The organism is Ensifer sp. D2-11, from assembly GCF_054161295.1.
Genome location: NZ_CP096433.1, coordinates 83,304 through 100,332, shown reverse-complemented (window position 1 = coordinate 100,332; position 17,029 = coordinate 83,304). Strand labels below are relative to the sequence as shown.

The window sequence follows — 17,029 nt, the reverse complement described above, 5'->3', positions numbered from 1 at the left end:
CAAAAGTCTACTCTTTTTGTGCAGAACTGCCGTCCGCTCGCTCCGGCATCATCCCGGCTTGTGGTTGCCGCTTGGAAACCGTTCCGCCAGGTCCTTATACCAGCGACCGCTTTTCTTGATCGTGCGGACCTGCGTCTCGTAATCGACGTGAACGATGCCGAAGCGCATCCGGTAGCCCTCGGCCCATTCGAAGTTATCCATCAGGCTCCAGGCGAAATAGCCCCGCATCGGATAACCCTTGGCGATGAGATCGGCGGTGACGGCGAGGTGGTCTGAGATGTAGTCGAGCCGAGGCTGATCGTCGACGGTACCGTTCTCGGCGCGCATATTGTAACAGGCGCCATTCTCGGTGATGTAGCAGTCGGGGAGCCTGTAGCGCGCATTGAGCGTCTCCACCAGGCTGCCCAAAGCCGGCGCATAGACTTCCCAGCCAATATCGGTCTTCACGTTGCTGACAGGTTTCGCATTGACGGTCGCCGGATATTCGGCGCCTTTCGCGGGGTCTGCCGAAACCCGCATCGGCGTATAATAGTTGAGCCCCCACCAATCGAGCGGCTGGGCGATCGTTGCCATGTCGCCGTCCTCGATCGCCGGCATGCGTTCGCCGAGCGCGGAGAGGAAACCCTCCGGATACTCGCCCTTGAAGATCGGATCGAAGAAGACGCCGTTGTGGAGTTCGAAGGCGCGCTCTGCCGCGGCCTTGTCCTCGGCGCTGTTGCTGCCGGGATAGACCGAATGGGCATTGATGACGATGCCGACCGGCAGTTCCGGCCGTTCCGAGCGGATCGCCGCGACCCCCAACCCGTGGGCGAGATTGGTGAAGTGCAGTGCGGCAAGTGCTGCATCCATGTTGCGCTCGCCCGGTGCATGGACACCGTAGAGATGGCCGAGCCAGACGGAACACCACGGTTCGTTGAAGGTCGCGACCGCGTCGAGACGATCCCCCAGACGCGCGATCACGGTCTTGGCGTAACGCTGGTAGGCATAGGCGGTCGTGCGTGCCGTCCAGCCGCCGTCGCCCATCAGCGCCAGCGGCAGGTCCCAGTGATAGAGGGTCGCAAAGGCCTTGATGCCGCGCGCCTTCAGTCCGTCGACGAGGCGGTCGTAAAAGTCGAGGCCCTTCTCGTTGATCGGCCCCGTGCCCTCCGGCACGATCCGCGGCCAGGCGATCGAGAAGCGGTAGGCCTCGACGCCGAGGCTCTTGATGAGGTCCAGGTCCTGCTCCAGCCGGTTGTAATGGTCGCAGGCGACGTCGCCGTTGTGGCGCCCGTAAACGCGCCCCGGCATATTGGAGAAGGCGTCCCAGATGGAGGCTTTGCGACCATCCGCCTTGCTGGCTCCCTCGATCTGGAAGGATGCGGTTGCAACGCCGAAGACAAAGTCGCCGGGAAAGCGCGCTGCGAGTTTCTTGGCTTCGATCATCATTCAGGCCTCATCGTCTGCGCAGCCGGACCGAAGGCATGGCTGCGTTCGATTCAATGGTAAGGCGGACCATGGGAGGTCTCGCCCTCGTCTGAGGACGTGGCCTAAGGCCGCGGTGGCAAATGTCAATGAAAAAGGGCGAGGTGTTCCCGCCCTTCCCTAGATCACGATGTTTTTAGGTCGGGTCGACGTAAAAACATGAACGTGATCGATTCCTAGAAGTTGAGACGCGGGACGCGGGCGGAAAACCGCACACACTGTTCCTCATCCCGCTCTGGAACATTTCCACTTTCACCGAATCGCGGAAATGCTCCGGCTTGCAAGGTTCAGACCTTGATCCAGGCGCCGTTGCGCTCCGAGGAACGCACGCAGGCATCGACGAAGGCCATGCCCTTCATGCCATCGTCTATCGTCGGATAGATGACAGAAGGATCCGCCTTCCCGCCGTTGCGCTTGGCGTAGATCGCCCGCGCCGCTTCCGAATAGATATTGGCGAAGCCTTCGAGGTAACCCTCGGGGTGGCCGGACGGAATGCGCGATACGCGTGCCGCCGCCGGCGAAGCTCCTGCGCCGGCGCGCGTCAGCAGACGCTTCGGCTCGCCGAAGGGCGTGTACCAGAGGTAATTCGGATCCTTCTGCGTCCATTCGAGACCGCCCTTGGTACCGTAGACGCGTACCATCAGGCCGTTCTCGTGGCCGGGTGCCACCTGGCTGCACCAGAGCATGCCCTTGGCGCGCGTTCCGTCCTTTTCCCTGAAGCGCATCAGCACATGCGCATTGTCGTCGAGCTGCCGCCCGCCAACGAAGCTGTCGAGATCGGCGGCGAGCTCCTCGAGCTCGAGCCCGGAAACGAAGCAGCCGAGATTATAGGCATGCGTGCCGATGTCGCCGGTCGAGCCGCCGGCGCCGGAGCGCGCCGGGTCGGTGCGCCAGGCGGCCTGCTTCTGACCGGACTGCTCGATATTCTCGGTCAGCCAGTCCTGCGGATATTCCATCTGCACGAGGCGGACGGCGCCGATGTCGCCATTCGCAATCATTTCGCGCGCCTGGCGCACCATCGGATATCCGGTGTAGTTGTGCGTCAGCACGAAGAGCGCATCGCTTTCGTCGGCCGCCTTCTTGAGCTTCTTCGCGTCGGCGAGCGTCGACGTCAGCGGCTTGTCGCAGATGACGTGGATGCCGCGCTTCAGGAATTCCTTGGCAGCAGCATAGTGAACATGGTTAGGGGTGACGATCGCCACCGCCTCGATGCCGTTCTTCAGCTTCGCCTCACGGATCGCCATTTCCTTGAAATCCGAATAGACACGCGATGGATCGAGCCCGAGCTCGCGGCCCGAAGCCTCGGCCTTCTCCGGCGTCGACGAGAGCGCGCCGGCGACAAGCTCGTAGTGATCGTCGAGCCTGGCGGCGATCCGATGCACCGCGCCGATAAAGGCGCCCGATCCGCCCCCCACCATGCCGAGCCGAATGCGCTTCTGACGCGTTTCAGTACTGCTTCCCTCGATAGCCATCGTTCTTTCTCTCCTGAAGAGTTCGCGTGAATTGCCGTCACTGCCCCTCCCCAACCCCTCCCCACAAGGGGGAGGGGCTCACTTGTGCCGAGCCGCTCCATCCATGTTTCGACGGATTCGCAATAATCGACGTCGTGATTAATGCCGGCGGAAGCCACAGGGTAAGCCCCTCCCCCTTGTGGGGAGGGGTTGGGGAGGGGTTTTCACTTAGATTCCCAGCATCCGCCGGTTCGCCGCCTCGTCGGTGCCGCTGTCGGCGAAATCGTCGAAGGCCTTTTCGGTGACGCGGATGATATGCGCCTTCACGAACTCGGAGCCTTCGCGCGCGCCGTCTTCCGGATGTTTCAGGCAGCATTCCCACTCGACCACGGCCCAGCCGGCAAAATCATTGGCGGCCATCTTCGAGAAGACGGCCCCGAAATCCACCTGACCGTCGCCGAGCGAGCGGAAGCGGCCGGCGCGGTTCACCCAGCTTTGATAGCCGCCATAGACGCCTTGGCGTCCGGTCGGATTGAACTCCGCGTCCTTGACGTGGAACATCCGGATGCGGTCCTTGTAGATGTCGATATTCTCGAGATAGTCGAGGCACTGCAGCACATAGTGAGACGGGTCGTAGAGCATGCAGGCGCGGGCATGGTTGCCGGTGCGCTCCAGGAACATCTCATAGGTGATGCCGTCGTGCAGGTCCTCGCCCGGATGGATCTCGTAGCACACGTCGACGCCGCAATCCTCGGCGTGGTCGAGGATCGGCTTCCACCGCCGCGCGAGCTCGTCAAAGGCGGTCTCCACCAGGCCCGCCGGGCGCTGCGGCCACGGATAGACGAAGGGCCAGGCGAGTGCGCCGGAAAAACTTGCCATCGCACCGAGGCCGAGGTTCTTCGAGGCGGTCAGCGCCAGCTTCACCTGCTCGACCGCCCACTCCTGGCGCGCCCTGGGATTGCCGCGAACTTGCGGAACGGCGAAACCGTCGAAAGCCTCGTCATAGGCGGGATGCGCCGCAACGAGCTGGCCCTGGAGGTGGGTCGAAAGCTCGGTGATCTCGACGCCGTTGTCGCGCGCCTTGCCGGCGACCTCGTCGCAATAGGTCTTCGATTCCGCAGCCTTCTTCAGGTCGAAGAGCCGGCCGTCCCAGCTCGGGACCTGCACCCCCTTATAACCGCAATCGGCTGCCCATTTGGTGATCGAATCCCAAGAATTGAAGGGTGCGGCATCGCCGGCGAATTGCGCAAGAAACAGCCCCGGTCCTTTGATCGTCTTCATATAACTTCCTCCCTGATGGAGCGGTGTCCGATGTGCCGGCCCTGCGGCCGACCGTTGACTTCCAGTGCTTCCGGCCCGCGAATTCGCAGCGACTGATACACCTGCAACGTTGCAGGAGCCAGAAGCTAGCAGATTCTTCGCGAGGGGCAATCGGCTTGCGCGCCCCTCGCGAAAAAGGATTTCCCGCACCCGTCAGACGTAGCGGTTGACCACGTTTTCCAGAAGCTCCTGCCTGCCGGATTTCGGCTGCGGGTTGACGTCGGACTTCAGCACCCAGGCCTCGATCTCCTCGAGCGAGAAGCCGCCGTCGAGCATCTTCTTCGCCTCCGGCACGTTCCAGCCGGCGTAGCGCGCTTCGAGCGGTGCGGAGAGCGCCTCGTCCTCGATCATCTTCGCGGCCGCCTTGAGGCCGCGCGCGCAGCAATCCATGCCGCCGATATGGCCGATCAGCAGGTCTTCGGGGTCGATCGACTGCCGGCGCAGCTTCGCGTCGAAGTTCGTGCCGCCGGTCTTGAACCCGCCGCCCGCAAGCACGTGGTAATAGGCGAGCGCCATTTCCGGCACGTTGTTCGGGAACTGGTCGGTGTCCCAGCCGGACTGGTAGTCGTTGCGGTTCATGTCGATCGAACCGAAGATGCCGAGCGCATTGGCGAGCGCCAGCTCGTGCTCGAAGGAATGTCCGGCAAGGATCGCGTGGCCCTGCTCGATGTTGACCTTCACCTCGTTTTCGAGGCCGTATCTCTTGAGGAAGCCATAGACGGTCGCGACGTCGTAGTCGTACTGGTGCTTGGTCGGCTCCTGCGGCTTCGGCTCGATCAGGATCGTGCCCTTGAAGCCGATCCTGTGCTTGTATTCGACGACCAGGTTGAGGAAGCGGCCGAGCTGATCGAGCTCGCGCTTCAGGTCGGTGTTGAGCAGGGTCTCATAGCCCTCGCGTCCGCCCCAGAGCACATAGTTCTCGCCGCCCAGCCGCTGCGTCGCGTCGATGCAGGTCTTCACCGTCGCGGCGGCAAAGGCGAAGACGTCCGGGTCCGGGTTCGTCGCAGCCCCCGCCATGAAGCGGCGGTTGGAAAAGAGGTTCGCCGTGCCCCACAGCAGCTTGACGCCGGTCTCTTCCTGCTTCCCGGCGAAATAATCGACGATCGCGTTGAGATTGCTCGTGTTCTCGGCGAAGTTCCGCCCCTCCGGGCGCACGTCCGCGTCGTGGAAGCAGTAGTAGGGTACGCCAAGAAGCTGGAAGAATTCGAAGGCGACATCCGCCTTCAGCTTGGCGGCTTCCATCGAATCCTTGAACCAGGGGCGTTCGAAGGTCTGCCCGCCGAAGGGATCGCCGCCCGGCCAGACGAAGGTGTGCCAGTAGGCGACGGCGAAGCGCAGATGATCCTCCATCCGCTTGCCGAGGACGACGTCGTCCGGATTGTAATGGCGGAAGGCGAGCGGATTGGTGCTTTCCGGTCCCTCATATTTGATCTTGGCGATATCGCCGAAAAATCCCGTGCTCACGACAGTCTCCTCTCATGGATTGTGAATTGGCGGCACCGTTCGCGACGGAGCCGGCTATCGGGTGGAAGGCAGTTGGTGGATGCGCCGAAACTGCTCACAGCGCCGCTTCCTTTATCGCCGGATAAAGCCGGCGATAGCGTTGGTAAGCATCTTCATAGGCGGGCACGAGCGATGCCTCCGGCGCGATCGTTTCCGCCGTCTCGGGTGCGGTGCAGACCGCGGCCGGGTCGGCTCCGGTGGCGGCGATCAGGCCGAGCCGCGCCGCGCCGAAGGCAGCGCCGAAATCGCCGTCCGCGGGCAGGTCGACCGGCAGGTTCAGCGCGGTCGCGATCGAGCTCAGCCAGTAGCGCGAGCGCGAACCGCCGCCGATCGCCGTCACCCGCGTGAGCTTCGTGCCGGCCGCGCGCAGTGCCTCGAGACTGTCGCGGATCGCGAAGGAAACGCCTTCGAGCACCGCCTGCGTAAGCACCGCCCGGGAGCTTTCGTGCCCGAGGCCGGCAAAGACGCCGCGGATCGCCGCGTCGTTGTGCGGCGTGCGCTCGCCGGAGAGATAGGGAAGAAACGTCACGGAGCCCGGCGCCTTGAGGCTCTCGCCGAGTTCATTGGTGAGTTCTGCGGCACTCCGGCCGGTGATGCCGGAATGCCAGTTCAGCGCGTCCGTCGCCGAGAGGATCACGCCCATCTGGTGCCAGGTGTTGGGCAGCGCGTGGCAGAAGGCGTGGACGGCGCTCTCCGGGTTGGGGAGATAGCTTGCATTGGCCGCGAAAAGCACGCCGGAAGTGCCGAGCGAGACGAAGGCCTGCCCCTCCCCGACCGTCCCCATGCCGCAGGCCGAGGCTGCGTTGTCGCCCGCACCGCCGGCGATAACGACGCCAGGTCCCATCCCCCAACGCGCAGCGAGCTCCGGCCGCAAAGTCCCGGCTGCATCGGTGCCTTCGACGAGGTCCGGCATCTGCCGTTTTTCGAGATAAGTAGCGGCAAGCAGGCTCGCCGACCATTTGCGCTTGCCCGTATCGAGCCATGACGTGCCGGCCGAATCGGACATCTCCGACATATGCTCGCCGGTCAGCCAGAGGCGCAGGTAATCCTTCGGGAGCAGTACCCAGCGAACTCTGGCGAAGATCTCCGGCTCGTTTTCGCGCACCCAGGCGAGCTTAGGTGCGGTGAAGCCCGGAAAGACGATGTTGCCGGTCAGCGCCCGAAACTGCGGATCGCCGTCGAGCGCCGCCGCCTCGCGGAAGCTGCGGGTGTCGTTCCACAATATGCATGGCCGCAGCACCGCATCGCCTTCGTCGAGCAATGTCGCACCGTGCATCTGGCCGGAAAGGCCGATGCCGCGGACGGCTGCAAGCGCTTGCGCATGCGTTTCCCTCAACCGGGCGATCGCCTCCTCGGCGGCGCGGATCCAGTCAGCCGGATCCTGTTCCGACCAGCCGGGATGCGGCCGGTCGACGTCGAGCGCGCCGCTGGCGGAGCCGATGATCCGCTGCTCGCCGTCCATCAGCATGGCCTTGACGCCGGACGTGCCGAGATCCAGTCCGAGATACATGGTGTCCTCCTATTCCTGCTCGAGCGGCAGGTTGTCCTTCAGGAAAATATCGATGCGGATGCGCTCCTGCGCCGCGATGACCGGCAGCCCGTCCGCCTTTGCTTTCAGCACCCGGATGGCGCTTCTGACCTCATGGCCCGCATTCTGGTTGAGCAGCGCGTCGATCGTGCCGGAAAGAAGTCCGGCGCGGCTGTGCGGCGTCAACTCATGCGCGATCGTGCAAACGGCCCTTCCTTTGCCCGCCTTTTCGAGAGCGGCGACAAGGCCGCGATTGCCGGCACCGAGGCTGTAGATGCCGGCAAGGTCGGGATGCTGCCCGAGAAGCGCGCCGACGAGCGTCTCGACCAGAGACGGATTGTCCTGCCCCTCTATCACCGGCAGGATCCGGCGCGAGGCGAAATCCTCGCTCATGACAGCCTGGAAACCCTCCAGCCGATCACGATGGTCGCGTACCAGCATGGAGCCGGCGAGCACTGCGACCGGCCCTTCGCCGCCGCCGAGAAACCGGCCCATCAGGCTGCCGGCGGTACGGCCCGCGGCGACATTGTCGACGCCGGCGAAATGGTCGCGCCCCGACCCCGGCAGATCGGAGACCAGCGTAACGACGGCAATGCCGTCTTCGCGGAGCCGCTTTACCGCCTCCGTCACCTCCGGCGCGTCGACGGCAACCACCGCGACACCCGCCGGTCGGCGCTCACGCGCGTCGTGTAGTGCGGCGGCGAGCGCCGGTGCATCGAAGACCGGAACGGAAAGGATGGTGATATCCAGCCGCTCGGTCGCGGAACGCGACATCGCCGACCGCACCTCCGCCTCGAGACCGCGCATGAAGGAGTTTTCGCCGGCGGGCAGGATGAAGATCAGGGGATAGCTGCGGCTCTTGGCAAGATTGGCAGCGGCGACATCGCGAACATAACCGAGCGTGGCGATCGCGCGCTCCACCTTGCCCCGCGTGACGCTTCTCACGCCCGGACGATTGTTCAACACCCGGTCGACGGTGGCGAGACTGACGCCCGCCTCGGCGGCGATATCGTGAACTGTCGGTCGCATCTCTTCCTCCCGGAAAACCCATTAGAGGAATTTTTGATGTACGTAAATCAGAAAACTCCGGGCGGGCGATCGAATGGACGTTCCGGAATGTCGCTTCAATCGAAACGCTTGCTGAAGGCCTGCGTGAAGACGACGTGGCCATGCTCGCCCTCGGCCTCGCCGAAGGCTACATCCATGAAGCTGCCGGTCACGCGCACGACCGCGAAACCGCCGAGGAAGGCCGCCTTGGGCTTGAAGACGTCGATCTCGCCGACCCTGTAAGCCATAACGCGGTCATGCTCGTGCCCATGGAAGAGGCCGACGACATTGTAGCCCTGCAGGTGATCGAGCAGCGCCCGGCGCTCGTCGGCGCTCCACCAATGCGGCTCGCCCTCCCCCTTGTCGTCGAAGGTCTTTGCCGGCGGATCCCAGGCCTCGGTCGAAAACGCGTCCCAGCCATAATGCTGGAAGAGGACGACCGGCCGGCCATCGGCGGCATGGGAGGAGAGATCGCTCTTGAGCCACGGCAATCCGCTCACCGCGCCCTTGTTCTCGTCGCCTCCGAAACGCTGCAAGTGTACGAGATGAAGACCGCCCCAGTCCCAGGAATAGCTGTCCGATAGCGGATCGTAATTCGCGACCGGCACCGGCGGCTTGTAGAAAACGGTCCGGCGATGGGTAAGCTCGACATAGTCTCGCAGTTCCCGGCGATACCAGTCGGCATTCGGCGGCGGCCCGTCCTGGTCGAGGTCATGGTTTCCAAGGCCGACATAAACGGGAATGTGGATATGGTGCGGGCCCGGCGCCTGCTCGTATCGGCTCTGGAACTGCTGTAATTGCCGCCCCTCGCGGGGCTGGCGAACCTGGCCGCCGCCATCGTCGGTGATGTCGCCGCCGAGCACCAGACCGAGCGGACGCGAAATCCTCGTGCCCGTGCTGGCAAGGCCGCTCGGCTTTCCTCCAATGGCATGCGGCCAGTGCTGTGCCGCAAGTGCGTTCAGTGCGGCGACATGGCGCAAGAGGCTGGCGTCGGTCTTGCCCTCCGCGTCGCAGTTCGGCGCCAAGCCGTCCGTCGAAACGAGGCAGGCATGGATATCCGCGGCAAAGAGGAAGGTCACGTCGACCGGAGGGCCGGCTGCCCTTGGAAATCTGCCGCCCACCGTCATCGAGAGGCCGAATCCGACCGCACCGGCGAGGAACATCCGCCGCGAAGGCCGTAGGCAAGGACGATCGTTCATGCGCCGCCCGCGCGTTGCTCCGCGCGCCTCCGACAGCTTCGACGAGACGGGATATTGCAGCGATCTCGAAAGCGAGTAAAGCGCTGGAGCGGGATGCGGGCGGAAAACCGCGCACACTTTTCCTTATTCCGCTCTAGTGCCCGCCGCCTCCGGGGCCGGCGCCTTGTGGCTTGGCGATCATCAGGACGCCGGCGATCATCGACAGGAACAGGACGGTCAGCAATACGAACACGTCGATGAAGGACATGATCACCGCCTGCTGCTGGACCATCGCCGCCAGCTGCTTGACCGCAGCCGTGGTTCCGTCGAGGCCGTGTGCAGCGAAGGTCGAGGCGATGTTGCGCATCCGCTCGACGGCGACCGGGTTGCCCCATTCCACGTGCTCGGCGAGCCGGGCGTAGTGGAAATCCTGGCGCTGCGTGAGGATCGTGTTGATGACCGCCAACCCGACCGCGCCACCGAGGTTACGCGTAAGGTTGTAGAGTCCCGACGCATTGCGGATGCGAGCCGGCGGCAGGGTGCCGAGCGCGATATTGTTGATCGGCACCATGCAGAGCATCAGCGAGCAGCCGCGCAGGATTTGCGGAACGAGCAGCTCCCAGAAATCCCAGTCGGCGGTCATCTGGCTCATCAGCCAGGTGCCCGCGGCAAAGCCGGCAAAGCCGATGGTCATCATCGCCCGCGCGTCCATTCGCCCGGCGAGGAAGCCCGCAACCGGCGCCGTCAGGAACATGGCGAGACCCGAGACGAACATGGTTTCGCCGATCATCAGCGAGTCGTAGCCGCGGATACGCCCGAGATAGAGCGGATAGAGATAGGTGAGCCCGTAAAGGCCGATCCCCATGACGAAGGAGAAGAGCGAGCCGAAGGTGAAGTTGCGGTTGGCGAAGGCCTTGAGATCGACGACCGGGAAATCGACCTTGAACGCCCGATAGAAGAAGACGACGGCGGCGACCGTGGTGGCGACGGCACCCATGACGATGTGCTCGTCGTTGAACCAGTCATTGGCATTGCCTTCCTCCAGCACGTATTCGAGCGAGCCGAGAAAGATCGCCATGGAGAGAAGTCCCCACCAGTCGAACTTTTTGATCAATCCGAGTTCCGGCTTGTCGAAATCGATGAAGATCCAGGTGACCGTCGCGACGACGATGCCGGGAATGACGTTGATGAGGAACAGCCAGTGCCAGGAAAAGGCATGGCTCAGATAGCCGCCGACCGTCGGGCCGATGGTCGGCGCAAGCGTCGCGATGAGCCCGATGATCGGCGAGACGACGTTGCGCTTGGACGGCGGGAATATGGTGAAGGCTGCGGCAAAGACCGACGGGATCATGCCGCCGCCGATAAAGCCCTGGATCGCCCGGTAGACGATCATCTGTTCGATATTGGTGGCCGTGGCGGCAAGAGCGCTGGCAGCCGTGAATCCGGCCGCGGCCACGGAGAAGAGCACCCGCGTCGAGACGATGCGGGCAAGCGTGCCCGAGAGCGGGATCATGATGACTTCCGCGATCAGATAGGCGGTCTGCACCCAGCCGATCTCGTCAGACCCGGCCGACAGGCCCGCCTGGATCTCGGCGAGCGAGGCGGAGACGATCTGGATGTCGAGGATCGCCATGAACATGCCGATGACCATCGCGAAAAAGGCAATGAGCCGCCGCGGGTCCATATGCTCCTCGGCCTTGGGTAGGCTCGGCGCAGCCGCGCCCGCTGTTGCTGTTGCGGCCATTTCCGCCACTCCTCAGGCCTGCAGCCCTTTACTTCGCCGCAGCGACCTTCGACTGTTCCGGTGCGGTGCGGGTATCGACGTCGACGACGACGCTCAGCCCGGCGCGCAGGTGCCCTTCCGCCAGCACATCGGCCGGCAGCGTGATGCGCACCGGAACGCGCTGGATGACCTTGGTGAAGTTGCCCGTCGCGTTTTCCGCCGGCAGCAGCGAGAAGACCGAACCGGAGGCCGGCGAGATCGATGCGACGGTGCCTTCGATCGGGTGATCCTCATAGGCGTCGACATGGATCTCAACCTTGGAGCCCGGCACCAGATGCGCGATCTGCGTCTCCTTGAAATTGGCGTCGATATAGAGCTGATCGGTCGGCACGAGCGCGGCGAGCCGCTGGCCGGCCGAGACGAGATCGCCGACCTGGACCGCGACATTGCCGATGACACCGTCATAGGGCGCCTTGAGTATGGTGAAGCCCAGGTCGCGGTCTGCCTTGTCCCGGGCAAGCTCCAGCGAGCGGATCGTGCTTTCCGCTTCCATCCGCTGGGCCTCGAGCACGGTGATATTGGCCTTGGCCGCAGCGATATTGGCCTCGGCACCGGCTAGATTTGCGCGCGCCTGATCGAGCGCGACCTGGGCGCTGTCGCGCGATGCATCCGTCCCGAACGACTTCGATTGCAGCTCGCTGGCGCGCTTCTGTGCCAGCTCGGCGCCGCGGACGGTCGCCTCAAGCGCCTTCGTCTGCGCTTCGGACTGAGCGAGGCTCGCCTTTGCGCCGGAGATCTGCGCGTCGAAACGGCTGAGGGCGAGCTTCTGCGTGGCGATCTGCGCCTCGGCCTGCTCGGCCGCGATGCGGTAATCTCCGTCGTCGAGCGTCACCAGCGGATCGCCAGCCTTTACATGCTGGTTGGCGACCACATCGACCTTGGCGACATAGCCGGACACCTTGGGCGAAATCGTCGCGATGTCCCCTTCTATGTAAGCGTCGTCCGTCGAGACCAGGAAACGGCCGTTGGTCCACCAATCATAGCCGTACCAGCCGGCGGCACCGAGGAGCACGAGACCCAGCACCGGAAGGATTTTGCGGCGCTTCTTCGGGGACGCAGAGATCTCCGCGTCCGCTTGTCCTGCGGCTGCGGCCTCGCCGGTCCCGGGGCTCTTGGCCTCGGCCGAATGAGTATCCATTACTTCGAAATCATCGCCGACGGGACGGACACGGGCAGCGCTGGAAGAGCTGGAAGCGGACATGGACCACCAATTGGATTGAGATTGAACTGAACCGTTCGGTTCGATGGAGCTTGACATAGAGCCTTTCGCGCCGCATATCAAGAGGAAATCGAACCGGTCGGTTCGATTTCGATGAAGTTGACGAAAAGTTTTGTCCGCACCCGCAGTTTTTCCCGGAATTGTCTGCGATAGTGATTTTGGACAGAATGCGTCCGCGGTCACCGCGACGCGCGCGATCAAAGGAGTGGATACGTCCGGCAGCCATGGTATCAGCGAAGAGCGCAGAGCAGGAAAAGACCCTGAAGGATCGGCTGGAGCATCCCCAGCAGGAAAACCCTTCAGGCGGAGGGCGGCACGCGGCCGGCGAGGACCCGGTCAAACGGGAGCGGATTCTCGACGGTGCCAAACGCGTTTTCATGCGGAGCAGTTTCGACGCGGCCAGCATGAACGACATCACGCGCGAGGCCGGCGTTTCCAAGGGCACGCTCTACGTCTATTTCGAGAACAAGGAAGACCTGTTCACGGCGCTCATCGCGCGCGAGCGGAACATTATCGTCAACAGCGTCAAGCAGTCGTTGAACGGCAATGAACCGATCGAGGAGGCGCTTCACGCTTTCGGCGTGAAACTGGTGACGAGCATAACGTCGGACTACACGATCCGCGCGATGCGCACGGTACTGGGCGTGATCGACCGGATGCCCCGGCTGGCGCAGCGCTTCTTCACTGCGACGCCGGAGAACGGATACACCGTGCTCAAGGCCTATCTCGACCAGCAGGTGTCGGCAGGCATGCTCTCGATCGAAGACACGGAAATAGCCGCAAAGCAGTTCATCGATCTCGCCATGGCCGGAATGTTCAAGGGCCGCCTTTTCGGCATGTGCGATGCCGTCTCGGCCGAAAGCATCGAAAAGAACGTCAGATCCGCCATCCGCGTTTTCCTGGCCGCCTACGGAAAGACGACGGGCAAGGAGTAAAAGCGACGGTGCCTTGCCGCCGCGACATGCCGTACCATCTTCCTGCAATCCAGCAATTGCGATCAAACGCGCTCGCCTGAAAGGCCGTAAGACCTTGCGTGTCCACAAAGGGAGTGACGATGAGTGCCATCGGAAGGGCGATCTGGTTCATTGAAAGCCATTTCGCCGAGGATATATCACTGGATGATGTCGCCGCGGCCGCCGGCCTTTCGCGCTATCATCTTTCGCGCGTATTCGGGCTTTCGGCCGGCCGCTCGATCAGTGCCTATATCCGCGGCCGGCGTTTAAGCGGCGCCGCGCTTGCCCTCGCCAACGGCACATCCAGCATTCTCGAAGTGGCCCTCGAGGCGGGCTACGGCTCGCACGAGGCTTTCACCCGTGCCTTTCGCGAGCAGTTCGGGGTGACGCCCGAGTCGATACGCAAGCAGAGGCACGTCCGCAATGTCGAGCTTTTGGAGCCGATCAGAATGGACGACGCACGCACTTTGAAGATCGAACCGCCGCGCTTCGAGGAAAGCCCGGGGCTTCTTCTCGCCGGTCTCGCAGAGACCTATGACTACAACCGCACCGAAGGCATCCCTTCCCTCTGGCAGCGTTTCAACGCCTATTTCGGCAGCATTCCCGGCCAGCACGGCAATATCGCCTATGGCGTCTGCACCCAGTCGGACGGCGAAGCGGGCCGCTTCCGCTACATGGCTGCGGCCGAGATACGGGACGCCGAGGCGCTGCCCAGCGGCTTTTCGACACTCAAGCTGCCCCGGCAGCGTTACGCGATCTTTGTCCATCGCGGGCACATTTCCGGCATCGCCAACACGGCCCACCACATCTTCACGACCTGGTTTCCGCAGTCCGGCTATCGGCACGGCGAATTGCCCGACCTGATGGAACGCTACGACGAGCGCTTCGATCCGCATTCCGGCATGGGTGCGGTCGAGATCTGGGTGCCACTGAAGGGCTGATTTCCGGTGCACGGACGGGTGCAGCCGGCTTTCCTTCGAGAATTCCACCTTTTCGATCACCTGGAGCCGACAACGTCGCCGCGAAAAGCGCGGCGGCGCTTGCGACTTTCGCAAGTATCCCTAAATACTGCGCGATCTGTCGTGTCCCGAAAAGGAAAAGTTGCCGATGCAGGAAATCCTCACGCTTGCTCAAAGCCCCGAGGCTTGGATCGCCCTCATCACACTCATCGTAATGGAGGTGGTCCTCGGCATCGACAACCTCATTTTCATCTCGATCCTCACCAACAAGCTGCCGCCGGAAAACCGCGTCAGCGCCCGGCGCATCGGCATCGGCCTTGCACTCATCATGCGGCTGGCACTGCTCGGCACCATCGCCTGGATCGTTCAACTGACGCAGCCGGTCTTCGAAGCCTTCGGCCACGGTTTTTCCTGGAAGGACATGATCCTGATCGCCGGCGGGCTCTTCCTCGTCTGGAAGGCGACCAAGGAAATCCACCACAGTGTCGATCCGAGCGATCATGAAGAGGATTTCATCGCCAGCTCCGCGATCAACAGCTTCGCGGCCGCCATCGGCCAGATCCTGCTTCTCGACCTCGTCTTCTCGGTCGACAGCATCATCACCGCCGTCGGCATGACCCCGCATCTGCCGATCATGGTCGTCGCCGTCGTCGTCGCCGTGACCGTCATGCTGGTTGCAGCGAACCCGCTTGCGAACTTCATCGAGAGAAATCCGACGATCGTCATGCTGGCGCTGGCCTTCCTCCTGATGATCGGCACGACCCTGATCGCCGAAGGCATGGGCTTCCACGTGCCGAAGGGCTACGTCTATGCGGCCATGGCCTTCTCCGCACTGGTCGAGGTTCTCAACATGGTCGCCCGCAACGCGCGCATGAAGCGGCAGACCGCAAGAACGAAATAGAAGCACGACACATCGAGGCCCGCATCGCAATGCGGGCCTTCGCGGTGATCTTTGCTCGTTGGGGGCGGCGAGACGACGACATTGCCGCTCGCGGCTTTCCGTTGACATGCAGGGCTTTCTATGGTCTCACGCCTGCCGACTGGAATTGCCTGGCTAAACCGCTGGTGCGGAACCCTTGCGGGCCTTTCCTTCCCATAAAATGCGCGCCCGCACGCTGGAAAGCACTCCGGCAAAGGGCCCCGAAAGCACGTCAAGACGGGCAAAGACAATGGCAGATTCTGCAGTCCGGGTGCGTATCGCACCTTCCCCCACCGGCGAGCCGCATGTCGGCACCGCCTATATCGCGCTCTTCAACTATCTCTTCGCCAAGAAGCACGGCGGCAAATTCATCCTGCGCATCGAGGACACGGATGCGACGCGCTCGACACCGGAATTCGAGAAGAAGGTGCTCGACGCGCTGAAGTGGTGCGGACTGGAATGGTCGGAAGGCCCTGATATCGGCGGGCCCTACGGCCCCTATCGCCAGAGCGACCGCAAGGACATCTACAAGCCCTACGTCGAGAAGATCGTCGCGCACGGCCACGGTTTCCGCTGTTTCTGCACGCCCGAGCGGCTGGAGCAGATGCGCGAGGCGCAGCGCGCCGCCGGCAAGCCGCCGAAATATGACGGCCTCTGCCTCAGCCTCTCGGCCGAGGAAGTGACGTCGCGCGTCGACGCCGGCGAGCCGCACGTCGTGCGCATGAAGATCCCGACCGAGGGCTCCTGCAAGTTCCGCGACGGCGTCTATGGCGATGTCGAGATCCCGTGGGAAGCCGTCGACATGCAGGTGCTGCTCAAGGCCGACGGCATGCCGACCTATCACATGGCGAACGTCGTCGACGACCATCTGATGAAGATCACCCATGTCGCGCGCGGCGAGGAGTGGCTCGCCTCGGTGCCGAAGCACATTCTGATCTATCAGTATCTGGGTCTCGAGCCGCCTGTCTTCATGCATCTGTCGCTGATGCGCAATGCCGACAAGTCGAAACTGTCGAAGCGCAAGAACCCGACCTCCATCTCCTACTACACGGCGCTCGGCTACCTGCCGGAAGCGCTGATGAACTTCCTCGGGCTGTTCTTCATCCAGATCGCCGAAGGCGAAGAACTGCTGACGATGGAGGAGCTGGCGGAGAAATTCGATCCGGAAAACCTGTCCAAGGCCGGTGCGATCTTCGACATCCAGAAGCTCGACTGGCTGAACGCGCGCTGGATCCGCGAGAAGCTCTCCGAAGAGGAATTCGCAGCCCGCGTCCTCGCCTGGGCGATGGACAACGAGCGGCTCAAGGAAGGTCTGAAGCTCTCTCAGACCCGCATTTCGAAGCTCGGCGAACTTCCCGATCTCGCCGCCTTCCTCTTCAAGTCGGATCTCGGCCTGCAGCCCGCCGCCTTTGCCGGCGTGAAGGCCTCGCCCGAGGAGATGCTCGAAATCCTGAACACCGTCCAGCCGGATCTCGAAAAGATCCTGGAATGGAACAAGGAATCGATCGAGACGGAGCTGCGCGCCAGCGCCGAGCGCATGGGCAAGAAGCTGAAAGCCGTGGTGGCGCCGCTCTTCGTCGCCTGCTCGGGCTCGCAGCGCTCGCTGCCGCTGTTCGATTCGATGGAACTGCTCGGCCGTTCGGTCGTGCGCCAGCGGCTGAAGGTCGCCGCGCAGGTCGTCGCCTCCATGGCGGGCAGTGGAAAGTAA

13 protein-coding genes are annotated in these 17,029 nt (G+C 63.2%); 4 read left to right on the top strand and 9 right to left on the bottom strand.

The features are described from left to right. Positions 1-48: 48 nt before the first annotated feature. From M1D34_RS00445 to M1D34_RS00405, 9 genes are all read right to left on the bottom strand, one after another. Positions 49-1,425: a GH1 family beta-glucosidase gene (locus tag M1D34_RS00445; RefSeq protein ID WP_498780154.1), complete on the bottom strand. Its 1,377-nt coding sequence runs from the start codon at positions 1,423-1,425 to the stop codon at positions 49-51. A gap of 323 nt (positions 1,426-1,748) precedes the next feature. Further along, a complete protein-coding gene (locus M1D34_RS00440) occupies positions 1,749-2,933 on the bottom strand; it encodes a Gfo/Idh/MocA family protein (RefSeq protein WP_498780152.1) in 1,185 nt (394 codons plus the stop codon). A 207-nt stretch (positions 2,934-3,140) separates the two neighbouring features. Continuing rightward, positions 3,141-4,193, bottom strand: coding sequence for a sugar phosphate isomerase/epimerase family protein (locus M1D34_RS00435; RefSeq protein WP_013844859.1), 1,053 nt, complete (start codon positions 4,191-4,193; stop codon positions 3,141-3,143). 192 nt (positions 4,194-4,385) lie between these two features. Next, positions 4,386-5,696, bottom strand: a complete 1,311-nt coding sequence (gene xylA / locus M1D34_RS00430) for a xylose isomerase (RefSeq protein WP_498780149.1) — start codon at positions 5,694-5,696, stop codon at positions 4,386-4,388. Between the two features lie 94 nt (positions 5,697-5,790). Further along, positions 5,791-7,245 carry a xylulokinase gene (xylB, locus tag M1D34_RS00425; protein ID WP_498780147.1) on the bottom strand — a complete coding sequence of 485 codons (1,455 nt, stop codon included), beginning with the start codon at positions 7,243-7,245 and terminating at the stop codon, positions 5,791-5,793. Positions 7,246-7,254: 9 nt separating this feature from the next. After that, positions 7,255-8,292, bottom strand: coding sequence for a LacI family DNA-binding transcriptional regulator (locus tag M1D34_RS00420; RefSeq protein WP_153313055.1), 1,038 nt, complete (start codon positions 8,290-8,292; stop codon positions 7,255-7,257). A gap of 95 nt (positions 8,293-8,387) precedes the next feature. Beyond that, the gene (locus M1D34_RS00415) at positions 8,388-9,473 is read right to left on the bottom strand and encodes a metallophosphoesterase (protein WP_498781679.1); all 1,086 of its coding nucleotides are present in this window, start codon (positions 9,471-9,473) and stop codon (positions 8,388-8,390) included. Between the two features lie 169 nt (positions 9,474-9,642). Continuing rightward, entirely contained in the window at positions 9,643-11,232 is a 1,590-nt protein-coding gene (locus M1D34_RS00410; RefSeq protein ID WP_498780144.1) for a DHA2 family efflux MFS transporter permease subunit, read from the bottom strand. A 28-nt stretch (positions 11,233-11,260) separates the two neighbouring features. Beyond that, entirely contained in the window at positions 11,261-12,472 is a 1,212-nt protein-coding gene (locus tag M1D34_RS00405) for an HlyD family secretion protein (RefSeq protein WP_498780142.1), read from the bottom strand. Positions 12,473-12,714: 242 nt separating this feature from the next. On the opposite strand from M1D34_RS00405, the gene M1D34_RS00400 reads away from it, so the two are divergent. From M1D34_RS00400 to gltX, 4 genes are all read left to right on the top strand, one after another. Then, positions 12,715-13,425, top strand: coding sequence for a TetR/AcrR family transcriptional regulator (locus M1D34_RS00400; RefSeq protein WP_498780140.1), 711 nt, complete (start codon positions 12,715-12,717; stop codon positions 13,423-13,425). Between the two features lie 119 nt (positions 13,426-13,544). Further along, positions 13,545-14,384 carry an AraC family transcriptional regulator gene (locus M1D34_RS00395; RefSeq protein ID WP_003528861.1) on the top strand — a complete coding sequence of 280 codons (840 nt, stop codon included), beginning with the start codon at positions 13,545-13,547 and terminating at the stop codon, positions 14,382-14,384. A gap of 166 nt (positions 14,385-14,550) precedes the next feature. Then, positions 14,551-15,303, top strand: coding sequence for a TerC family protein (locus tag M1D34_RS00390; protein WP_003528859.1), 753 nt, complete (start codon positions 14,551-14,553; stop codon positions 15,301-15,303). A 268-nt stretch (positions 15,304-15,571) separates the two neighbouring features. Further along, positions 15,572-17,029 carry a glutamate--tRNA ligase gene (gene gltX, locus M1D34_RS00385; RefSeq protein WP_498780137.1) on the top strand — a complete coding sequence of 486 codons (1,458 nt, stop codon included), beginning with the start codon at positions 15,572-15,574 and terminating at the stop codon, positions 17,027-17,029.

What these genes read in the sequence shown, in the direction of transcription:
- M1D34_RS00390 (WP_003528859.1), top strand. Translation starts at nt 14,551, where the DNA reads ATGCAGGAAATCCTCACGCTTGCTCAAAGCCCCGAGGCTTGGATCGCC.
- xylB (WP_498780147.1), bottom strand. Translation starts at nt 7,245, where the DNA reads ATGTATCTCGGACTGGATCTCGGCACGTCCGGCGTCAAGGCCATGCTG.
- M1D34_RS00415 (WP_498781679.1), bottom strand. Translation starts at nt 9,473, where the DNA reads ATGTTCCTCGCCGGTGCGGTCGGATTCGGCCTCTCGATGACGGTGGGC.
- M1D34_RS00440 (WP_498780152.1), bottom strand. Translation starts at nt 2,933, where the DNA reads ATGGCTATCGAGGGAAGCAGTACTGAAACGCGTCAGAAGCGCATTCGG.
- M1D34_RS00395 (WP_003528861.1), top strand. Translation starts at nt 13,545, where the DNA reads ATGAGTGCCATCGGAAGGGCGATCTGGTTCATTGAAAGCCATTTCGCC.
- M1D34_RS00405 (WP_498780142.1), bottom strand. Translation starts at nt 12,472, where the DNA reads ATGTCCGCTTCCAGCTCTTCCAGCGCTGCCCGTGTCCGTCCCGTCGGC.
- M1D34_RS00420 (WP_153313055.1), bottom strand. Translation starts at nt 8,292, where the DNA reads ATGCGACCGACAGTTCACGATATCGCCGCCGAGGCGGGCGTCAGTCTC.
- M1D34_RS00445 (WP_498780154.1), bottom strand. Translation starts at nt 1,425, where the DNA reads ATGATGATCGAAGCCAAGAAACTCGCAGCGCGCTTTCCCGGCGACTTT.
- M1D34_RS00435 (WP_013844859.1), bottom strand. Translation starts at nt 4,193, where the DNA reads ATGAAGACGATCAAAGGACCGGGGCTGTTTCTTGCGCAATTCGCCGGC.
- gltX (WP_498780137.1), top strand. Translation starts at nt 15,572, where the DNA reads ATGGCAGATTCTGCAGTCCGGGTGCGTATCGCACCTTCCCCCACCGGC.
- M1D34_RS00400 (WP_498780140.1), top strand. Translation starts at nt 12,715, where the DNA reads ATGGTATCAGCGAAGAGCGCAGAGCAGGAAAAGACCCTGAAGGATCGG.
- M1D34_RS00410 (WP_498780144.1), bottom strand. Translation starts at nt 11,232, where the DNA reads ATGGCCGCAACAGCAACAGCGGGCGCGGCTGCGCCGAGCCTACCCAAG.